The organism is Pseudomonas sp. MAG733B (genome assembly GCF_036884845.1).
Classification (GTDB): Bacteria; Pseudomonadota; Gammaproteobacteria; order Pseudomonadales; family Pseudomonadaceae; genus Aquipseudomonas.
On record NZ_CP145732.1, the window covers coordinates 5787660 to 5805187 of the forward strand.

The 17528-nt window shown below is 59.2% G+C and carries 20 protein-coding genes; 6 read left to right on the forward strand and 14 right to left on the reverse strand.

Going from position 1 to position 17528, the window contains the following annotated elements; genetic code table 11:
- Window positions 1–93 precede the first annotated feature (93 nt).
- Entirely contained in the window at window positions 94–528 is a 435-nt protein-coding gene (locus V6Z53_RS26465) for a multidrug/biocide efflux PACE transporter (RefSeq protein WP_338582553.1), read from the reverse strand.
- A gap of 89 nt (window positions 529–617) precedes the next feature.
- Here V6Z53_RS26465 and V6Z53_RS26470 point away from each other — a divergent pair, with 89 nt between their 5' ends.
- Window positions 618–1472, forward strand: coding sequence for a LysR family transcriptional regulator (locus V6Z53_RS26470; RefSeq protein ID WP_338582554.1), 855 nt, complete (start codon window positions 618–620; stop codon window positions 1470–1472).
- A gap of 129 nt (window positions 1473–1601) precedes the next feature.
- On the opposite strand, the gene V6Z53_RS26475 is transcribed toward V6Z53_RS26470, so the two are convergent.
- From V6Z53_RS26475 to V6Z53_RS26485, 3 genes are all read right to left on the reverse strand, one after another.
- Window positions 1602–2837, reverse strand: a complete 1236-nt coding sequence (locus V6Z53_RS26475; RefSeq protein ID WP_338586572.1) for an RNA polymerase sigma factor — start codon at window positions 2835–2837, stop codon at window positions 1602–1604.
- Window positions 2838–2840: 3 nt separating this feature from the next.
- Window positions 2841–3185: a YciI family protein gene (locus V6Z53_RS26480; RefSeq protein WP_056852587.1), complete on the reverse strand. Its 345-nt coding sequence runs from the start codon at window positions 3183–3185 to the stop codon at window positions 2841–2843.
- Window positions 3186–3257: 72 nt separating this feature from the next.
- Entirely contained in the window at window positions 3258–3683 is a 426-nt protein-coding gene (locus V6Z53_RS26485) for a nuclear transport factor 2 family protein (protein ID WP_338582555.1), read from the reverse strand.
- Between the two features lie 141 nt (window positions 3684–3824).
- Here V6Z53_RS26485 and V6Z53_RS26490 point away from each other — a divergent pair, with 141 nt between their 5' ends.
- Window positions 3825–4310, forward strand: a complete 486-nt coding sequence (locus tag V6Z53_RS26490) for a GNAT family N-acetyltransferase (RefSeq protein ID WP_338582556.1) — start codon at window positions 3825–3827, stop codon at window positions 4308–4310.
- Between the two features lie 124 nt (window positions 4311–4434).
- Here V6Z53_RS26490 and V6Z53_RS26495 read toward each other — a convergent pair whose 3' ends face one another.
- From V6Z53_RS26495 to V6Z53_RS26505, 3 genes are all read right to left on the reverse strand, one after another.
- Entirely contained in the window at window positions 4435–4923 is a 489-nt protein-coding gene (locus V6Z53_RS26495; RefSeq protein ID WP_338582557.1) for an N-acetyltransferase, read from the reverse strand.
- Window positions 4924–5022: 99 nt separating this feature from the next.
- Window positions 5023–5508: a GyrI-like domain-containing protein gene (locus tag V6Z53_RS26500; protein ID WP_338582558.1), complete on the reverse strand. Its 486-nt coding sequence runs from the start codon at window positions 5506–5508 to the stop codon at window positions 5023–5025.
- A gap of 66 nt (window positions 5509–5574) precedes the next feature.
- Window positions 5575–6237: a LysE family translocator gene (locus V6Z53_RS26505; protein WP_150703105.1), complete on the reverse strand. Its 663-nt coding sequence runs from the start codon at window positions 6235–6237 to the stop codon at window positions 5575–5577.
- Window positions 6238–6376: 139 nt separating this feature from the next.
- Between V6Z53_RS26505 and alaC the strand changes: the two genes are divergently transcribed.
- Window positions 6377–7594 (forward strand): alanine transaminase, encoded by a 1218-nt coding sequence (gene alaC, locus V6Z53_RS26510; RefSeq protein ID WP_338582559.1) that lies wholly within the window; start codon window positions 6377–6379, stop codon window positions 7592–7594.
- A 181-nt stretch (window positions 7595–7775) separates the two neighbouring features.
- On the opposite strand, the gene V6Z53_RS26515 is transcribed toward alaC, so the two are convergent.
- Together V6Z53_RS26515 and V6Z53_RS26520 are read right to left on the reverse strand one after the other, a co-directional pair.
- Window positions 7776–9128, reverse strand: a complete 1353-nt coding sequence (locus V6Z53_RS26515) for a GntP family permease (RefSeq protein ID WP_034149192.1) — start codon at window positions 9126–9128, stop codon at window positions 7776–7778.
- Window positions 9129–9209: 81 nt separating this feature from the next.
- Window positions 9210–9743 (reverse strand): gluconokinase, encoded by a 534-nt coding sequence (locus V6Z53_RS26520; protein WP_338582560.1) that lies wholly within the window; start codon window positions 9741–9743, stop codon window positions 9210–9212.
- A 215-nt stretch (window positions 9744–9958) separates the two neighbouring features.
- Here V6Z53_RS26520 and V6Z53_RS26525 point away from each other — a divergent pair, with 215 nt between their 5' ends.
- The gene (locus tag V6Z53_RS26525) at window positions 9959–10990 is read left to right on the forward strand and encodes a LacI family DNA-binding transcriptional regulator (RefSeq protein WP_338582561.1); all 1032 of its coding nucleotides are present in this window, start codon (window positions 9959–9961) and stop codon (window positions 10988–10990) included.
- A gap of 26 nt (window positions 10991–11016) precedes the next feature.
- On the opposite strand, the gene V6Z53_RS26530 is transcribed toward V6Z53_RS26525, so the two are convergent.
- Complete coding sequence (locus V6Z53_RS26530; protein WP_338582562.1) at window positions 11017–11265, reverse strand: DUF6124 family protein; 249 nt, start codon at window positions 11263–11265, stop codon at window positions 11017–11019.
- A 412-nt stretch (window positions 11266–11677) separates the two neighbouring features.
- On the opposite strand from V6Z53_RS26530, the gene V6Z53_RS26535 reads away from it, so the two are divergent.
- Both V6Z53_RS26535 and V6Z53_RS26540 read left to right on the forward strand, forming a co-directional pair.
- Window positions 11678–12313 carry a glutathione S-transferase gene (locus tag V6Z53_RS26535; RefSeq protein ID WP_338582563.1) on the forward strand — a complete coding sequence of 212 codons (636 nt, stop codon included), beginning with the start codon at window positions 11678–11680 and terminating at the stop codon, window positions 12311–12313.
- Between the two features lie 171 nt (window positions 12314–12484).
- A complete protein-coding gene (locus V6Z53_RS26540) occupies window positions 12485–13048 on the forward strand; it encodes a hypothetical protein (RefSeq protein WP_338582564.1) in 564 nt (187 codons plus the stop codon).
- A gap of 113 nt (window positions 13049–13161) precedes the next feature.
- Here the strand turns inward: V6Z53_RS26540 and V6Z53_RS26545 are convergent, their stop codons facing one another.
- The 4 genes from V6Z53_RS26545 to V6Z53_RS26560 all read right to left on the reverse strand — a co-directional run bounded on the left by V6Z53_RS26545 (window position 13162) and on the right by V6Z53_RS26560 (window position 17504).
- Window positions 13162–14481 carry a PAS domain-containing methyl-accepting chemotaxis protein gene (locus V6Z53_RS26545; protein WP_338582565.1) on the reverse strand — a complete coding sequence of 440 codons (1320 nt, stop codon included), beginning with the start codon at window positions 14479–14481 and terminating at the stop codon, window positions 13162–13164.
- Between the two features lie 562 nt (window positions 14482–15043).
- Complete coding sequence (locus V6Z53_RS26550; RefSeq protein WP_338582566.1) at window positions 15044–16057, reverse strand: ABC transporter substrate-binding protein; 1014 nt, start codon at window positions 16055–16057, stop codon at window positions 15044–15046.
- A complete protein-coding gene (locus V6Z53_RS26555) occupies window positions 16054–16596 on the reverse strand; it encodes a sigma-70 family RNA polymerase sigma factor (RefSeq protein ID WP_338582567.1) in 543 nt (180 codons plus the stop codon). Before V6Z53_RS26555 ends, V6Z53_RS26550 begins: the two co-directional genes overlap by 4 nt.
- A gap of 116 nt (window positions 16597–16712) precedes the next feature.
- Entirely contained in the window at window positions 16713–17504 is a 792-nt protein-coding gene (locus V6Z53_RS26560; protein WP_338582568.1) for a PhnD/SsuA/transferrin family substrate-binding protein, read from the reverse strand.
- Window positions 17505–17528: the final 24 nt, after the last annotated feature.

Here is a 17528-nt window from a genome sequence, read left to right on the forward strand (position 1 = left end):
GCGAGGGAGCTTGCTCCCGCTCGGTTGCGAAGCAGCCGTAAAGTACCGGGGACCGCTTCGCGCTCCAGCGGGAGCAAGCTCCCTCGCCGCAATTCAGCAAACCACCCGGGTCATCAGCACTCGCTCCCGCACCACGTCATACACCCAGTGATAAACGTAGGTGTACGGCAGGAAAAACAGCAGCACGCCGATATCCAGCAGGAACGCCTGCCACAGACTGACGTTCAACCACCACGCAATCAACGGCACGCCCAGGGCAACCAGTCCGCCTTCGAACAACAGCGCGTGCACCACGCGGACCCAGGCGTTGTGTGCAATGGCCAAGCGTTTGAGCACCCGGTCGAACAACCCGTTGAAGACTACGTTCCAGGCCAGCGCCAGTACCGCAATGACCATGGTGACGACGCCCATTTCCAGCATCGGTTTGTCCATGATCCAGGCCAGCAACGGCGTACAGATCAGAATGGCCAGCAATTCGAAACCGATGGCCTGGAAGATACGTTCAGTGATGGATTTGTTGGCGCTCATGGCCTGACTCCCTGAGTGACTGTGGTTGCCATGATCTGTCATCGCACCGATACTTCATAACCAATAACCATCGATCAAGGCGATAGTTCATGGCCTCTCATGAAGTGCTGCTGGCGTTTGTCGAAGCCGCTACCCAAGGTTCGTTTTCCGCTGCGGCGCGCAAGTTGGGCCGTAGTCAGTCGACCATCAGCGCGGCGGTGGCCAGCCTGGAAATCGACCTGAACCTGACGCTGTTCGACCGCAGCAGCCGCAAACCCGGCCTGACCCCGGCCGGGCATGTGGTGCTGCAACGGGCCGAAGAGATTCTCGCGGCCACCAGCCGTCTGGAAATGACCGCCAGCCAACTGTCGCAAGGGGTTGAGGCGAAGCTCACCGTGGCGCTTTCCGACACCTATCAGTCCGACCGTTTCGAAGCGTCACTCAGTGCGTTCGAACAGCGTTATCCGGACCTCGAACTCGAATGCCTGATCGCCGAATGCGACGATCTGGTGGCGCTGGTGCAAAGCGGTCGGGCGCAGATTGCCTTTGCCGAAATGCAGGACAGCTATCCGCCGGACCTGGTCAATTCGACGGTGGACGAACGCACGGAAATCGCGCTGTTCGTGTCGCCCGAACATCCGTTGGCCACGTTGAAACACATCGATAAGGACGTGCTGCAACAACACCGCGAATTGCGCCTGGCAACCATCGTCAATCCGTATGAGAGCCGGGCGAAGGGCCGCGTCTGGTCGGCGCCGAGTTATTTGATGCTGCTGGAAATGGCCCAGGGCGGTTTTGGCTGGGCGCCGTTGCCGCGCTGGCTGGTGGCGCGTTTTGGTCCGGGCACTTTGCAGGAGCTTCAAGTACGCGGCTGGCCGAAAACGGTGTCGGTGGATGCGCTGTGGTCGAGGCAGAATCCGCCGGGGCCGGCGGGGAGTTGGTTGTTGGGGAAGATGCTGGAATAGTGGTGAAGCTACTGGCCTCATCGCGGGCAAGCCCGCTCCCACAGAGAATTGTGTAGGTCGCAAACATTGGGTTCACCACCGACCACTGTGGGAGCCAGCCTGCTGGCGATGAGGCCAGCAAAAATCACACTACTCCAACGCCTTGAGCCGCCCCTCAATAAACCGCCGCTCCGGCTCTTGCTGCGTCAACTCCAGCGCCCGCTCATAGGCCGCCCGCGCCTGCTCCACCCGCCCCAACTGCCGACAAAACTCCGCCCTAGCCGAATGCGCCAAGTGGTAATCCAGCAGTTCACCGCGCTGCAAAATCGCCTCGACCAAGATCAGCCCCGCCAACGCTCCATCCCGTTTGGAAATCGCCGCCGCGCGGTTCAACTCGATCACCGGCGAAGGCACTGCCCGCAGCAGCACGTCATACAGCCCGACGATCTGTTCCCAATCGGTTTCCTCCACCGACGGCGCTTCAGCATGCACCGCCGCAATCGCCGCTTGCAGGCAATACGGACCGAAGCGACGGCTGCTCAGCGCCCGCTCCACGAGCATGCAACCTTCGGCAATCATTTCGCGGTCCCACAGCATTCGGTCCTGCTCATCGAGCAAAATCAACTCGCCGTTGGCGGAGGTTCGAGCTACGCGTCGCGACTCGTGCAACAGCATCATTGCCAGCAAGCCCATGACTTCCGGTTCCGGCAGCAACTCCATCAATAATCGACCGAGGCGAATCGCTTCGCGGGTCAGATCCTCGCGGGTCACTTGCGCACCGATTGACGCCGAATACCCTTCGTTGAACACCAGGTAAATCACTCGCAAAACGCTGTCGAGGCGCTCGGGCAATTCCGCCAGCGACGGCACTTGATAGGGGATTTTTGCATCGCGGATTTTGGCTTTGGCACGCACGATGCGCTGGGCGATGGTGGCCGGCGCCGAGAGAAAGGCCCGGGCGATTTCTTCCGTGGTCAGGTCGCAGACTTCGCGCAACGTCAACGGCACTTGAGCGTCCGCCGCCAATGCCGGGTGACAGCAGGTGAAGATCAGGCGCAAGCGGTCGTCTTCCACGTCTTCGTCACTCCAGTCGGCTTGCTCCAGCGCCTCCAGTTGCGCGATCAACAGCGGTCGCGAAGCGGCGAAACGGGCGCGTCGGCGCAACACGTCGATGGCTTTGAAACGCCCGGTGGACACCAGCCAGGTACGCGGATTGTCCGGCACGCCGTCCTGCTGCCAGCGCTCGACGGCGACGAAGAACGCCTCGTGCAGGGCTTCTTCGGCGAGGTCAAAATCGCCGAGCAAGCGGATCAATGTCGCGAGGATGCGCCGCGAATCCTCGCGATAGACCTGCTCGACCCGCGCCTTGACCGCCGCAGCCACCATCACTCAGGGATTCAACTGGCGCACGGGGCGCACTTCAACGCTGCCGACCCGGGCCGCCGGAATGTTCCCGGCGACCTGAATGGCTTCGTTGAGGTCCTTGGCATCGATCAGGTAAAACCCGGCCAACTGCTCCTTGGTCTCGGCGAACGGGCCATCGGTGATCGACATTTTGCCGTTGCGCATGCGCACGGTGGTGGCGGTCTGCACCGACTCAAGCGCCTCGGCGGCGACCATGCGGCCACTGCCCTGGATCGACTCGGCATAAGCCATGCACTCAGAGTCGTGCGGGCTCTCCGGCAGCGAATGCAGCAGGTGCTCATCGCTGTAGACCAGGCATAAATACTTCATCACGCTCTCCTTAACGAACGGATCAACTATGGCCGCGAATCGGCACTTTGGCGCTGCTTTCGCTAAAAAATCTCAGGGCTTGAGATCGAACAGCGTCGCGCCGGTCTGCATGTCGAACGGTGCCGACCAGTGTTCGTGGACGATCTGCCACAACCCCGCTTCCTGCCGATAGCACTGCGAGACACGCATCCAGCAGGCCTGGGTTTCGCCCTTGTCGTTGGTGCCGCCGCAATGCGCCAGCCAATGCGCGAAAGCGATTTCCTGGGACGGTTCAATGGTGATTTCGTTGAATTCGAAAATGTGCGGGCCAGGGCACATCTGCATGCATTCCTGCCAATGCGCGCGGTAGGCAGGCTTGCCCTTGAATTGCAAAGCCTTGACCGCGTCGAAGGAGACGATGTCATCGGCATACAGCGCCATGACTTTCTCAATGTCCTTGGCCATGACGGCCTGGCGATAGTTTTCGATCAGGTTCTGGATCTGGGTTTGCGAGTTCATGGTGGTTCTCCGTGGTTTTTATTGGAAGACACCCTTAGTCGTCTGGCGATCCGGCGAATCGACAGGTGAAATAAAAATAATCCAAACGGCGAGAATCGCTAGAATCGATGGCTCTATTGATGATGGAAAAAGGACACTCCAGTGACAGCCCGACTCGTGCCTTACGAAAGCCTGAATGCGCTGCAGCGCCAGCAGGTCGAGGCCATCGAAGTACATCCGGACCAGATCAAGTTCTCTGGCGACATTCACGGTGCCTTGCACAGCTTGTTATCCAAGCCAGGCCCCGGGGTCAAAGGATTTGCCCTGTTGGCCGAGGACATTCCCGTGGCCTTCCTGCTGCTCAAACGCCCGCCGGCACTGCCTGCATGGGCCGATGAACACAGCGCGACGCTGCATGCGCTGCAAGTCGATCAGCGATCTCAGGGCAAAGGCTACGGCAAGGCTTGCCTGCAAGCGCTGCCTGAGGCTGCGCGCTTGGCGTGGCCGGAAATCAAAGGGCTGGAGTTGTCGGTGGATGCGGACAATGAATCGGCGATTGGTTTGTATGCCAAGTATGGGTTTGTCGACAGTGGCGAGGCGTACAGGGGGCGGATCGGGTATGAGCGGCGGATGGGGTTGAAACTCTGAAACCACCACAATCCAAATGTGGGAGCGGGCTTGCTCGCGAAAGCAATATGTCAGTCAACATAGATGTTGAATTTACCGGCCTCTTCGCGAGCAAGCCCGCTCCCACAGGTGGATGTGTGTGGAATCAGAGATTGAGCACCATCTCATGCCACGCCATCCCGCCATGGTCAGAGCCAGAAGGCTTGACATAGGCGAAGCCCAACCCGGCGTACAACGGCACATGCCGTTCTTTGCACATTAAATTGATGCTGGCCTTGTCCATGGCGCGCATGCGCTCGATGAACTCGTCCATCAAGCGCTTCGCCAGCCCTTGCCCCTGATAGTCCGGATGCACCACCACCGACATGATCACCACATGCGGCCCGGCCGGGTCGTGGCCGATCAGTTCCTTGAATGCTTCGTCCGACATCTCCACCTGATACGCCGCACCGGAATTGATGAAACCGGCTACGACACCCTCCACTTCGGCAACGATGAAACCCTCGGGCCAGGTGGCGATGCGGGTGGCGATTTTCTCGCGCGTCGCCGCTTCGTCACCTTCGTAGGCAACGGTTTCGATGGCGTAGCAGCGGTCCAGGTCAGCAGGCGTGACATTGCGGATGACGGTGTTCATGGCAGCTCGGAATCAGCGGGGGGAAAGGCTGGGGATGATAAATCAGCCTTGGCGCGACATCGAGAGACGAATCGGCAGATCCGCCTCTCGATGCCTTGATCACGCCTTGATCGGCAGCCAGATTTCCAGCTTGCCGGTGTTGAGCTTCGGGTTGAAGTCTTCGCTGTAGCGTTCAAATTCCGGGGCGTCAGCCGTTTGATGACCGGACTGCGGCAGCCACGTGCCATGGATGTACTGGAAGGTTTGCGGCAGCGTTTCCAGCGGCCCTTTGTGCTCAAACACCACGTATTGCTGGGGCTGGACTTCTACCCAGCGGTACGTGTCCGGCAAATCGTCGAGCTTGCTGATCTCGACGCCGGCGATGTAATCGAAGCCGCCCTTGCCGTCGAAATTGCAGCAGATGCCGTAGGTCACTTCGCCTTTTTGCCCTGGCACTCTGCCGATGTGGGGAATGAATTTTTCCCAGAGTTCGGGAATGCCTTTTACGGTTTGCTGGGTAAATGTTCCGCCAAGCCCTGCAATCAGCAGGAAGTGTCCGTGCTCGATGCGTGGCTCGGACACTTCGACGCGTGTTTGCTCATCCATGACTCGACTCCTGCGCTTAAAAGTGGGTTCGGCTGGGAGTATAGAGGTCAAACCTGATTCGCCCAGTTACAGGGCGTGCAACTGCTCGACGGCGCCTGCGCCGACAAACTCGTTATAGCCCGATAGGATCACGTAGACCGCGAAATAGCAGAAGATCGCCGCCGATGCCATATAGGAGTAGCGCAGCAGTTTGTCACCGAGCAACTTGCCCCCGTGGCTCGCGGCGAAGCATAGTCCGGCAGACCACAGCAATCCGGCACAGAGAAAACCGCCGAGGAACAGCGCCGAACTCAGTGCACCGCCGCCACCGGACCGAGCGATCAGCGTGCCGCCCACGGCGGCGAACCAGAGAATCGCACTGGGCGACGACATGGCTAGAAAAATCCCACGGAAGAATTCCTTGCGATGGGAGTTGTGGCCAACCTCCGCGGTCTCGGCCAGCAGCGCTTCATGGTGGATCGCCGAGTAAATCATCTTCGCCGCGAAGTACACCAGCAGCGCCGAACCGCCGATCCACAGCACCCAACGCACGGTTTCGTATTGCAGCAAAACAGTCATGCCGGCCAGCGCCAGCACGGCGTAGATCAGGTCGCCGACGCAGGTGCCGAGCCCCAGCGCAAAGCCTTGAAAATAACCGCGTTGCATCGCCAGGGTGATCATCGCGATGTTGGCCACGCCGATGTCCAGGCACAGCGAAAGGCTCAGCAAAAAGCCACTGGTAAATTCCATCGAACCCTTTCCTTCGGACAAATTTGTTTATTTTGAGGCTGGACAGTCTGCCACAGCTGACCGTACATTCCGCCACAGGTCACCGCAGTGACCAGCGTCGCTCGGACGGTTCCGGGCGCTTACGTTATCCGAGGCAACAATGGCCGAACAAGGTTCGCCGCGCCGCTTTGCGCGCATAGATCGACTCCCCCCTTACGTTTTCAACATCACTGCCGAGCTGAAGATGGCCGCCCGTCGTCGTGGCGAAGACATCATCGACTTGAGCATGGGCAACCCCGACGGCGCCACGCCGCCGCACATCGTCGAAAAACTCGTGCAGGTCGCCCAGCGCGAAGACACCCACGGTTACTCGACTTCCAAAGGCATTCCGCGCCTGCGCCGGGCGATTTCCAACTGGTACAAGGAACGCTACGAGGTCGACATCGACCCGGAAAGCGAAGCCATTGTCACCATCGGTTCCAAGGAAGGCCTGGCGCACTTGATGCTGGCCACCCTCGACCAGGGCGACACCGTACTGGTGCCGAACCCGAGCTACCCGATTCACATCTACGGTGCCGTGATTGCCGGCGCCCAGGTGCGTTCGGTGCCGCTGGTGCCGGGCGTGGATTTCTTCGCCGAACTGGAACGGGCCATTCGCGGCTCGATCCCGAAACCGAAGATGATGATTCTTGGTTTCCCTTCCAACCCTACCGCGCAGTGTGTTGAGCTGGATTTCTTCGAGCGTGTGATCGCCCTCGCCAAGCAGTACGACGTGCTGGTGATCCACGACCTCGCTTACGCCGACATCGTCTACGACGGTTGGAAAGCCCCGTCGATCATGCAGGTGCCAGGCGCGAAGGACATTGCGGTGGAGTTTTTCACCCTGTCCAAGAGCTACAACATGGCGGGCTGGCGCATCGGCTTCATGGTCGGCAACCCGGAACTGGTCAACGCCCTGGCGCGGATCAAGAGCTACCACGACTACGGCACTTTCACCCCGCTGCAAGTCGCGGCGATTGCGGCGCTGGAAGGCGATCAGCAATGCGTGCGCGACATCGCCGAGCAGTATCGGCAGCGGCGCAACGTGCTGGTCAAAGGCCTGCATGAACTGGGCTGGATGGTGGAAAACCCGAAAGCGTCGATGTATGTCTGGGCGAAGATTCCTGACGCCTATGCACACCTGGGCTCGCTGGAGTTCGCCAAGAAGCTGCTGGCCGAGGCCAAGGTTTGTGTCTCGCCGGGTGTTGGATTTGGCGAGTACGGGGACGATCACGTGCGCTTTGCGCTGATCGAAAACCAGGACCGGATTCGTCAGGCCGTACGAGGGATTCGCGGGATGTTTCGGGCGGATGGGCTCGTCAACAAATCCAACGCCTGACCCATATCCCCTGTGGGAGCGGGCTTGCTCGCGAATGCGGTGTATCAGTCAATAGAGATGTTGAATGTACCGACCTCTTCGCGAGCAAGCCCGCTCCCACATTTGTTCTATGTTCAGCCCTGAATTCGATCACCCACAAAAAAACCGCATCGCTGCGGTTTTTTTGTGCCTGTCGAATCCCTTAGACGAACAGCGACAACAACAGAATAAAGCCCAACCCCACCACCGACAAGATGGTTTCCATCGCGGTCCAGGTCTTGAAGGTTTCGGCCACGGTCATGTTGAAGTACTGCTTCACCAACCAGAAACCGGCGTCGTTCACGTGGGACAGGATCAACGAACCGGCACCGGTAGCCAGCACCAGCAGCTCGCGGTTCACGCCCGGAATCATCCCTACCACCGGCACCACAATGCCTGCGCCAGTGATGGTTGCCACAGTCGCCGAACCGGTGGCAATACGAATCACCGCCGCCACCAGCCACGCCAGCAGGATCGGCGAGATTTGTGCGTTCACCGCCATGTGGCCGATCACGTCACCCACGCCGCTGGTTACCAGCATCTGCTTGAAGCCACCACCGGCACCGATGATCAGGATGATCGCGGCAGTCGGCGCGAGGCTCGCATCCAGCCATTTCATCATTTGGCTGGAGCCGATGCCCTGCTTGTAGCCGAAGGTGTACAGCGACAGCAGCAATGCCAGCAGCAACGCCGAAATCGGGTGACCGATCAGGTCCATGAAGGCGCGGAAGATGTTGCCATCCGGCAGCACGACGTCAGCAAACGTCTTGAGCAGCATCAGGAACACCGGCAGCAGCACGGTCACCAGGGTGATGCTGAAGCTCGGCAGTTCAGCCGAATCCGTTTCGCGCGCCAGTTGATCCACCAGCTCCTGGTTCGGATGACCGGGGATGTGCTTGGCGATGAACGTACCGAAGATCGGACCCGCAATGATCGCCGTTGGCAGCGCCACGATCAGACCATAAAGAATGGTTTTGCCGATGTCGGCACCAAACACGCCGATGGCCAGCAGCGGCCCCGGGTGCGGCGGAACAAGACCGTGCACCGCGGACAGACCGGCCAACAGCGGGATACCGATCTTGATGATCGACACGCCAGTGCGACGGGCAACGATGAACACCAGCGGAATCAGCAATACGAAGCCGATTTCGAAGAACAGCGGAATGCCCACCAGGAACGCGGCGAACATCATTGCCCACTGCACTTTATCCTTGCCGAAGGCGCGGATCAGGGTCTGGGCGATCTGGTCTGCCCCGCCCGACTCGGCCATCATTTTGCCGAGCATGGTGCCCAGCGCCAGGATGATGCCGACGAAACCGAGCACGCCACCGAAGCCGTCCTGGAACGCCTTGATGATGGTGCCGATCGGCATGCCGGAAGTCAGCCCGAGGAAGGCTGCGGCAATGATCAGGGCAAGGAAAGGGTGCAACTTGAACTTGGTGATCAGAACGATAAGCCCGATCACCGTGACCACTGCATCGAGCAGCAGGAACGTCTCGTGGGACATGCCAAACATTAGGGGTGTCTCCTGGTTGTTGTTGTTATTAAAGCGGGTAATTCGAAAGCCATAAGGACAGCGCTATCTCTGCAAGCAAAATTAACCGGCGCGCTTCAAGCCGTGCTCAAGCCACCAGTGGTGAGCCTGAACGGCCAGCTCATCGACGCTGTGGATCGAGGCATCGAGGGCCAGGGTCAACGGCTCGCCGACGGGGGATTCGAGGGTGGCGAACTGGCTGTCGATCAACGTCGACGGCATGAAGTGACCCGGCCGGTGGGAAACGCGGTCGGCGGCGACTTCGGGGGTCAGCTCAAGGAACACGAAGCCCAGGCCCGGCAAGGCACTGCGCAAGCGTTCGCGATAAATGTGCTTGAGCGCCGAGCAGGTCAGCACCGGGCGCTGGCCCGTGGCGTCGATGCGGCGCAGCTCATCGCACAGGCTGTCGAGCCAGCCGGCACGGTCTTCATCGTTCAGGGGGATACCCGCGCTCATCTTTTCGATATTGGCGGCAGGGTGGAAAGAGTCGCCTTCAATGGCAGTGGCGCCGCTCAATTGGCACAGGGCCTCGCTGACGCACGTCTTGCCGCAACCGGCAACGCCCATGATGACCAGGGCGGTGATGGGATGATTCATGTAACACCTCAGCGCGCAGACAGCGCTACCTTTGCCAGTTATGACACTAGACCAAAAGCAGAAGTTGCCGACGCCTTTCTTGTCATTTTATGGGTTGCAGCATGTTCGTTCCCAACGCCAAAAAGCGAGGATCAGGCGAACCCCCGCTCACGCATTTGCAGCTGCATCGAGACAGCGCTACCTTAGTGCCTTGAATTTTGTTTGGCAAGCCGTCGATGAATCCAACTAAAAACGATAAAAATACCCGCACCACTGGCCGCCCTACCCTGAACGAAGTTGCCCGCCTGGCCGGTGTCAGCCCGATTACCGCCTCGCGCGCGTTACGCGGAGTCAGTACCGTGGCCACCGAACTGGTGGAAAAGGTGCAGAAAGCGGCGCTGGAACTCAACTATGTGGTTAACCCCGCCGCCCGCGCTTTGGCTTCGGCGCAGAGCCATTCGGTGGTGGTGCTGGTGCCGTCGTTGTCCAACCTTTTGTTCATCGACACCCTGGAAGCCATTCATCAGGTTCTTCGTCCCAAGGGCTTCGAAGTGCTGATCGGCAACTTCCACTACTCCCGCGACGAAGAAGAAAACCTGCTGCGCAACTACATGGCTTATCAGCCGCGCGGTTTGTTGCTCACCGGTTTTGACCGCACCGAAAGCTCGCGGCGGATGATCGAAGCCAGCAACATTCCGTGCGTGTACATGATGGAACTGGACAGTGCCGCCGGGCTCAATTGCGTCGGTTTTTCACAACTGGCCGCCGGCGAAACCGCCGCCGAACATTTGCTGTCTCGTGGCCGCAAGCGCCTGGCCTACATCGGCGCACAACTGGATCAGCGTACGTTGCTGCGCGGCGAAGGTTTCCGCCGCGCTCTACAAAAGGCCAGCCTGTATGACCCGGCCCTGGAAGTGCTGACCCCTCGCCCGTCTTCCGTAGGCCTGGGTGGCGAATTGTTCCTGCAGATGATCGCCAGCCATCCCGATGTCGATGCGATCTTCTTCGGCAACGACGACCTGGCCCAGGGCGCGTTGCTTGAAGCGATGCGCCACGGGATCAAAATCCCTGAGCAAGTCGCGATCCTCGGCTTCAACGACCTGCCGGCCTCGGCCCACATGGTGCCGCGCCTGAGCAGCATCAGCACCCCACGCGAAGCCATTGGTCGCCGGGCGGCGGAGCAGATGTTGACGTTGATGGCCGGCAACACCGTGGCCAAACCGGTGCAGGACATGGGGTTTGAGTTGAAGGTGCGCGAGAGTACATGAGCACGACACCTCGTCAGCTCCCGCGATTAATCCTGCGGATCGAGATTATCCAGAACACGATTCACCGCCAGTTCGGCCAGCATGATGATCTGCGCAATCGCCAATGCCGTATTGCGCTGAGGGCCGTCCAGAAAGGTAGCAAAATCATTGGTCATGACGCTCGCCGAGGCCAATGATTCGCAGGCATGCGCCAGCAATGTTTCGTTGTTGATGCCCGGAGTAATGGAGAACAAAGGGCTGGGATTGCGTGGGGGGTTGGGCGTGGGTTTGAACATGGCAAAACTCCTAGAGTGGGGGAGCTGCCACGATTCGCTGCTAGACGAAAATAAGGTGGCAGCCGTGCGTGGGCTAGCAGACCAGGACTCTAGAACCCGGTAGACCCGAAGGTCTTCCCACGCGCAGCCGCCATAACGTGAGTCGATCACGAACGGTGGACGCTATGCGCCTAAAGTATCCGGGCTGCTAGACCCGATCGCCGAATTTGCAGCGACACGGAACGATAGAGTCCGGATACCAGACGCACAAGTCGGCGGATTCTGGCGTAGTTGTAGGCAAAGCTGCAAGAAAACGTACGTCTCAGAAACCCTCTGAAATCCATTGCCTTCAGACAACTCCTACACACTTGATGTCGACCGCTCGCAGGCACACTATTAATCCCGACGCCCTGTTTCGCTGATGGAGTAGCCAATGGAACACTCACTGAAAATTCTCGGCAAAGCCTCGTCGATCAACGTCCGCAAAGTCCTGTGGACCTGCGAGGAACTGGGTCTGTCCTTCGAGCGCGAGGATTGGGGCAGTGGGTTTGCCTCGACCCATAGCCCAGAGTTCCTCAGGTTCAATCCCAACGCCCAGGTGCCTGTGATCATTGATGAGAACGGTGTGTTGTGGGAGTCCAATACCATCTGTCGTTACCTGGCCGGCAAACACCAACACCACCACGAGCTGCTGCCCGGCGAACCGGCTGCGCGCGCCCGGGTGGAGCAATGGATGGACTGGCAGGCCACCGATCTCAATGCCTCGTGGAGCTACGCGTTCATGGCATTGGTGCGCAAGGATCCGGAGTATCAGGACGCGCATCGCATCGAGGTCGGCGTGCGAGGCTGGAACCAGAAAATGGCCATCCTCGAACATCAACTCGCGACCACCAAGGCCTATGTCGCCGGGGCCAAATTTACCCTGGCTGACATTGTCATCGGCCTGTCGGTCAATCGCTGGTTGATGACACCGATCGAGCGCCCGGACTTCCCTGCCGTCGACGAGTATTTCAAACGCCTGGCGCAGCACCCTGGCTTCCTGAAGCATTGCTGCAATGGCCTACCCTGAGCTGTCGAGCCGTACAGCAAACGTTTGCCGTCCAGCGGCAAAGCTTGACCGCGAAGACTGCTCACCCCTTCTCATTAGAATCATCAACCAATTGATTTAGTTGATATTTTTTCTTTAGGCACACTCTTTGCTCGAGGCACTGCACCACAAAAACCCACAAGGTCACTCATCATGTTGGTCAGTGCAAAATCAAACCTGGTAACCCCTCTCCCTAAACGCCCTGGTGAGGACCCGACCGCCGAAGCCGCCGCCGGTCTTCAAAGCGTCATGGCCCAGGCCCTGCAAAACAATGTGCAGGCGCAAACCACGCAAGCCACTACGCAGGTCCAGGAATCGGCAACCCAATCGGCTACGCAACAGGTCAGCGAAGCCGCCAAGGTCAGCGACAATGTCGATGAGGCGTTCGCCAAAACCCGCGTGAACCTGCAAGCGGTCTATGCGCCGCTACCTGAAGGCGTCAAGGACGCGATCGGGACCAAAGGCTCGGCCACGGACGAGTTCAAGGACTACATGAGTAAAACCCCGGAGCAGCGCATGCGTGATGCGATCCTTCAGGAGATGGGTCTGACTCAGGAAGAAGTCGAGCAGATGCCGCCGGAGCAGCAAAAGGCGATCGGCGAAGAAGTTGCCCAACGCATGCAGGAAAAGGCTGAAATCGCCCAGGCTGAAAAAGAGCAGGAAAGTGGCGACCAGAACAAATTACAGGTGGTCGACAAGTTCCTCGCTGCGCTTTAACAGGCCGAGGTGTAGGACCTGCCGCAGGCTGCGATCTTTTGATTTCGATTTTTTACAAACAAGATCAAAAGATCGCAGCCTGCGGCAGCTCCTACATTTGGTTGTGCTGCGTGTTAATTCAACTGCAACGTCGAGTTGAACTGGCTGATCGCATCCACCACATGTCGCGAGCCCTGCTGAATCTCCAGGATCACCTCCCCCGCCTCGTTCGCCAGTTCCACTCCGAGCCCCGTTCGACTCAAGCTCGATTGCATACTCGACACCGCACTCAATGACAAGTCATGGTTCTTGCGCACCACGTCGACGATCTCCAGCGTCGCCTGGCTGGTGCGTGCGGCGAGACTGCGTACTTCGTCGGCCACCACTGCGAATCCACGCCCATGCTCACCGGCGCGGGCCGCTTCGATCGCGGCGTTGAGCGCCAGCAGGTTGGTCTGATCGGCAATGCCGCGGATGGTCTGCACGATGGTGCCGATGATGTCGGACTGTTTGCTTACGGCATCGATGCTCAGCGCCGCTTCGTTCAGGTCTTTGGAAATGTCCTGGATGATCTGCACCGTCTGCTGCACCACCTCCGAACCCTTGCGTGCACAGACGTCGTTTTGCACCGAGGTGCTGTGGGCCGATTCAGCGGCGGTTTGCAGGGTGGTCATCTGCTGGGTGATGTCACTGGCGAATTTCACCACTTTGTACAGCCGGCCCTTGGCGTCGAACAACGGGTTGTAGGAGGCTTCGAGGAAGATTGTCTGACCTTGCTTGTTCTTGCGCTCGAAACGGTGCGAGTGATATTCACCGCGATTGAGCGAGGCCCAGAAATTTCGGTAGGCCTGGGACTCGGCTTCAGCGCGATGACAAAACAGACTGTGATGCTGACCGACCACTTCGTTGAGTGAATACTGCATGGTCTTCAGGAAGTTTTCGTTGGCGGTGATTACCCGGCCATCCGGACTGAACTCGATCACCGCCATGGAGCGGCCAATGGCGGCGAGCATGCTTTCGTTTTCGTGTTCCTTGTTGACCCTTGCCGTGATGTCGGTAGCGACCTTGATCACGCTGTGTACCTGCCGGTCGGGGCCAAACACCGGCATGTAACTGGCCTCGAGCCAGATTTCCTTGCCGGCCTTGTTCAACCGAGAAAAAGTGCCGCTGACTGGTTCTCCACGAGCCAGGTCACGCCACAATTTCGCGTACTGCTCGCTGCGATAAAACGCCTCTTCGCAGAATATCCGGTGATGTTTGCCGCGCACCTCGTCGACGCTGTAACCCATGGCGACGCAAAAATTTTCGTTGGCATCGAGCACGATGCCATCCGGCGTGAACTCAATCATCGCCATCGAACGGCTGACGGCCGCCAACTTGGCATTGGCCTCGGTCAGCGCGCAGCTAAAGCGTTCGATCTCAAGCAGGTCAGCTTTGTGATGAAGGTTAAACATGGTCGTATCACCCTAAGCGCGGTTTTTTGATTCATGAAAGTTTCAGGTCTTTCAAATCCACCACTACGTTCAATAGAACAGGCACACGCGCCCCTCCAAAAAAGGAAGGACCAGTCAGGTGATTGATGATGTTCGATCGGAGGGGGTCCCTATTGCGACACTCTCATCAAGACATCCTTCTCTTGATAGCCCGGAGTCGGGCCAGCCCTAACGTGCTCATAAGCAAACTCCCTTTCAGGACAGCTCCATTCAAGTGGGTCGGTGCCTTGGATTGCGCACTCTGGGACTAACCGTGACATTGCGGTCGACATAGTTAGTTACACGTGAGCATAGACAGACACGTTGGGCTTGCAAGGCCACTAGTCGGCCAGTATCGAGGACAAAAACGATTCAGCTTAGAGGGGAGCCGCTATGGCCACGGTATTGGCGAAGGGCTTTGAATCGATCGCGAGCAGGCTCGCTCCTACAGGGGATCTCAAGCGCCCACAAATTGCTGTGAACGCTCAGGATCCATTGTAGGAGCGAGCCTGCTCGCGATGGCTATCTTCAAGTCACGTTGAAATTACAAACTCGCACTCACCTTCGTGGCCACCTCACCCGGCACCCAGCCCTTCCACACCTGCGGCTGCTCACGCAAAAACGCTTCGGCGACTTCCCGCGGCTTCTGCCGTTTTTCACTCATCTGCCCCAAGGTCTGGTTCAGCAGATCGATCGGCAGGTCGACTTTTTCGAAGAACGCCACCAGGTCCGGGTACTGCGCCTTGAACGGTGCGGAGACACCAATCGCCAGGCTGGCCGGCATCGAGCGGGTGCCCTTGGGGTTCGGGTTGTTGGCGTCGGCCAGGGTTTTCCAGGCTTCGGCGTCGAACGGCGGTTCGTCGAGTTTCACCAGTTTGAAACGGCCCAGCAACGGCGTTGGTGACCAGTAGTAGAACAGCACCGGTTTGCCACGACGGATCGACGACGCGACTTCGGCATCCAGTGCCGCGCCGGAACCCGTGCGGAAATTGACGAAGCTTTCGGTGAGGTCATAGGCCTTGAGTTTCTGGCTGTTGACGATCTCCGAGGTCCAGCCGGTCGGGCTGTTGAGGAAGCGACCACGGCTCGGGTCTTCGGGGTCGCGGAACACGTCTTTGTACCTCGCCAGGTCCGCGACGGATTTCAGTTCCGGCGCCAAGGGTTTGATGCCGCGCTCCGGGTCACCCTTGATCACGTATTCCGGCACCCACCAGCCTTCGGTGGCACCCTTGACCGTGTCGCCCAAGCCAAACACTTTGCCTTCCGCAGCGGCTTTGACCCACGCAGGGCTGCGTCCGGCCCACTCTTCGCCGATCACTTGAATGTCGTTTTTCGCCAGCGCCGCTTCGAGGCTGACGGTGCTGCCCGGCAGGGTGTCCGTCGGGTATCCGTAACCTTTCTCGACGATCAGCCGAAGGATCTCGGTGATCAGGCTGCCGCTTTCCCAAGTGATGTCGCCGAAGTGAATGGGCGCGGTTTTTTCCGCTGCCGGTGCCTGGTTGGCAATCAGGCTCAGGGCCAGCAGCGAACTGCCGAGCAGGGTTTTGATCGATCTCATGCAGACCTCTTGTTTTGCAGGGGGCGGTTTAGGGATTGATTGGCGCTGTGCCGGGCGCAAAGGGCCTCGGAGCGGGTCATGTAGACGCTGACCGAGCGCTGGGAAATGCCCAGCTCAGCGGCGATTTGCGGGTAAGTCAGGCCGTCGACCCGCGACAACAGAAATGTCGCCCGAACCTTGCCAGGCAGGCGCGCCAGCGTGCGGTCGAGGCCCTGTAGTGCCTGGGTCAGTTGCACCAGTTCTTCGGGTGAAGGCGTTGAGGGTTGATCAACCTGCAGCAACTGATCGAGGTGCTGACGCTCCAGATCGCGACGACGCCAATGCTGATAAATCAGCCGGCGGGCGATGGTGGTGAGCAAGGCGCGCGGCGCGCGGATGGCGACCGGCTGCGGCGCTTCGAGCAACTGCACGAAGGCTTCGGCGGCGATATCTTCGCAACCGCTTCCCAGGTACTCGCGCAATCGCGCACAAAGCCAGGGGTAATGGGCGCGGAACAATCCGCCCACATCATTGCGATGGGAAAGGTCGGTGCCGGACATAGAGGCTCCAGGGTTAGGGGTCGCTGAATGTCCGGTCGTCCGGTGACGCGATCCTAGCAAGGAGCCTTATTCATTAATAATATTAAAAATGCATTTTTATATTCCATAAATGCATTTCAGCGTAACCGCCCATAGCCCAGCGCTACAGCCTCGCGCTGATAGTCGAGCACCACCTCATAGTCGGCTTCGCGGGCCGGAAGCACTTCCTGTAGACCAAGGATTTGCGCCACCTCCGGCAGCTCGCCCAAGGTCTGGTTCATCACCCGCCGAATCTCTTCCGCCTGTTCAATGCTGACACCCGCAGCGGTGATGTACGGCAGGGTCGGGCTGAAGGCACTGCGGACGACGACGCGCAGGCCGCTCACTTCCGCTTCGGCGTATCGAGCCAGATAAGCGAAAGTGACGCTGTCTATGGCCGCCAGGTCAGCCAGGTCTTCGCGCAACCAGCGCAGGCTTTCACGATGGCTACCGCTGATGCCCACCTCGGCAAAAAACTGCCCGTCCCGATGCAGCGGCGCCAGGCGATGACGCAGCAGGTTCATGCCGCTGTTGGAGTCTTCGCCATTGATCACGCCACGGCTGCCGTGAAAGTCCGCCAGGGTTCGCCGCTGATCATCGGCGCGACTCAGCAGCAGGCTGCAATGGTTGCCGCCGCTGCTGTCCGGCAGTTCATAGCGCGGGCGGCCGAGTACCCGGACCTGACCGCGCAAGGCAGTCATCAGCGGGTAGCCACAGGTTTGCGTCAGCAGTAAGTGCGGGGATAGCCAGAGGTCGGTCAGTGACAGGCCTTCGGCGTTGCGGCGCGTGGTGCCCAGCCGTTCGAGGATGCGCGCCAGCCAGCGCTCGTTGGCCTGGCGGATGGGCACGGGGGCGACGTACATCAGGAATTCGGCGAGGTGTTGTGTCATCAAAAATTCCCCATACAACGAAGA

Coding starts and splice junctions, on each gene's coding strand:
- V6Z53_RS26465 (WP_338582553.1), bottom strand. CDS start 528: ATGAGCGCCAACAAATCCATCACTGAACGTATCTTCCAGGCCATCGGT.
- V6Z53_RS26470 (WP_338582554.1), top strand. CDS start 618: ATGGCCTCTCATGAAGTGCTGCTGGCGTTTGTCGAAGCCGCTACCCAA.
- V6Z53_RS26475 (WP_338586572.1), bottom strand. CDS start 2,837: ATGGTGGCTGCGGCGGTCAAGGCGCGGGTCGAGCAGGTCTATCGCGAG.
- V6Z53_RS26480 (WP_056852587.1), bottom strand. CDS start 3,185: ATGAAGTATTTATGCCTGGTCTACAGCGATGAGCACCTGCTGCATTCG.
- V6Z53_RS26485 (WP_338582555.1), bottom strand. CDS start 3,683: ATGAACTCGCAAACCCAGATCCAGAACCTGATCGAAAACTATCGCCAG.
- V6Z53_RS26495 (WP_338582557.1), bottom strand. CDS start 4,923: ATGAACACCGTCATCCGCAATGTCACGCCTGCTGACCTGGACCGCTGC.
- V6Z53_RS26500 (WP_338582558.1), bottom strand. CDS start 5,508: ATGGATGAGCAAACACGCGTCGAAGTGTCCGAGCCACGCATCGAGCAC.
- V6Z53_RS26505 (WP_150703105.1), bottom strand. CDS start 6,237: ATGGAATTTACCAGTGGCTTTTTGCTGAGCCTTTCGCTGTGCCTGGAC.
- alaC (WP_338582559.1), top strand. CDS start 6,377: ATGGCCGAACAAGGTTCGCCGCGCCGCTTTGCGCGCATAGATCGACTC.
- V6Z53_RS26515 (WP_034149192.1), bottom strand. CDS start 9,128: ATGTTTGGCATGTCCCACGAGACGTTCCTGCTGCTCGATGCAGTGGTC.
- V6Z53_RS26520 (WP_338582560.1), bottom strand. CDS start 9,743: ATGAATCATCCCATCACCGCCCTGGTCATCATGGGCGTTGCCGGTTGC.
- V6Z53_RS26525 (WP_338582561.1), top strand. CDS start 9,959: ATGAATCCAACTAAAAACGATAAAAATACCCGCACCACTGGCCGCCCT.
- V6Z53_RS26530 (WP_338582562.1), bottom strand. CDS start 11,265: ATGTTCAAACCCACGCCCAACCCCCCACGCAATCCCAGCCCTTTGTTC.
- V6Z53_RS26535 (WP_338582563.1), top strand. CDS start 11,678: ATGGAACACTCACTGAAAATTCTCGGCAAAGCCTCGTCGATCAACGTC.
- V6Z53_RS26540 (WP_338582564.1), top strand. CDS start 12,485: ATGTTGGTCAGTGCAAAATCAAACCTGGTAACCCCTCTCCCTAAACGC.
- V6Z53_RS26545 (WP_338582565.1), bottom strand. CDS start 14,481: ATGTTTAACCTTCATCACAAAGCTGACCTGCTTGAGATCGAACGCTTT.
- V6Z53_RS26550 (WP_338582566.1), bottom strand. CDS start 16,057: ATGAGATCGATCAAAACCCTGCTCGGCAGTTCGCTGCTGGCCCTGAGC.
- V6Z53_RS26555 (WP_338582567.1), bottom strand. CDS start 16,596: ATGTCCGGCACCGACCTTTCCCATCGCAATGATGTGGGCGGATTGTTC.
- V6Z53_RS26560 (WP_338582568.1), bottom strand. CDS start 17,504: ATGACACAACACCTCGCCGAATTCCTGATGTACGTCGCCCCCGTGCCC.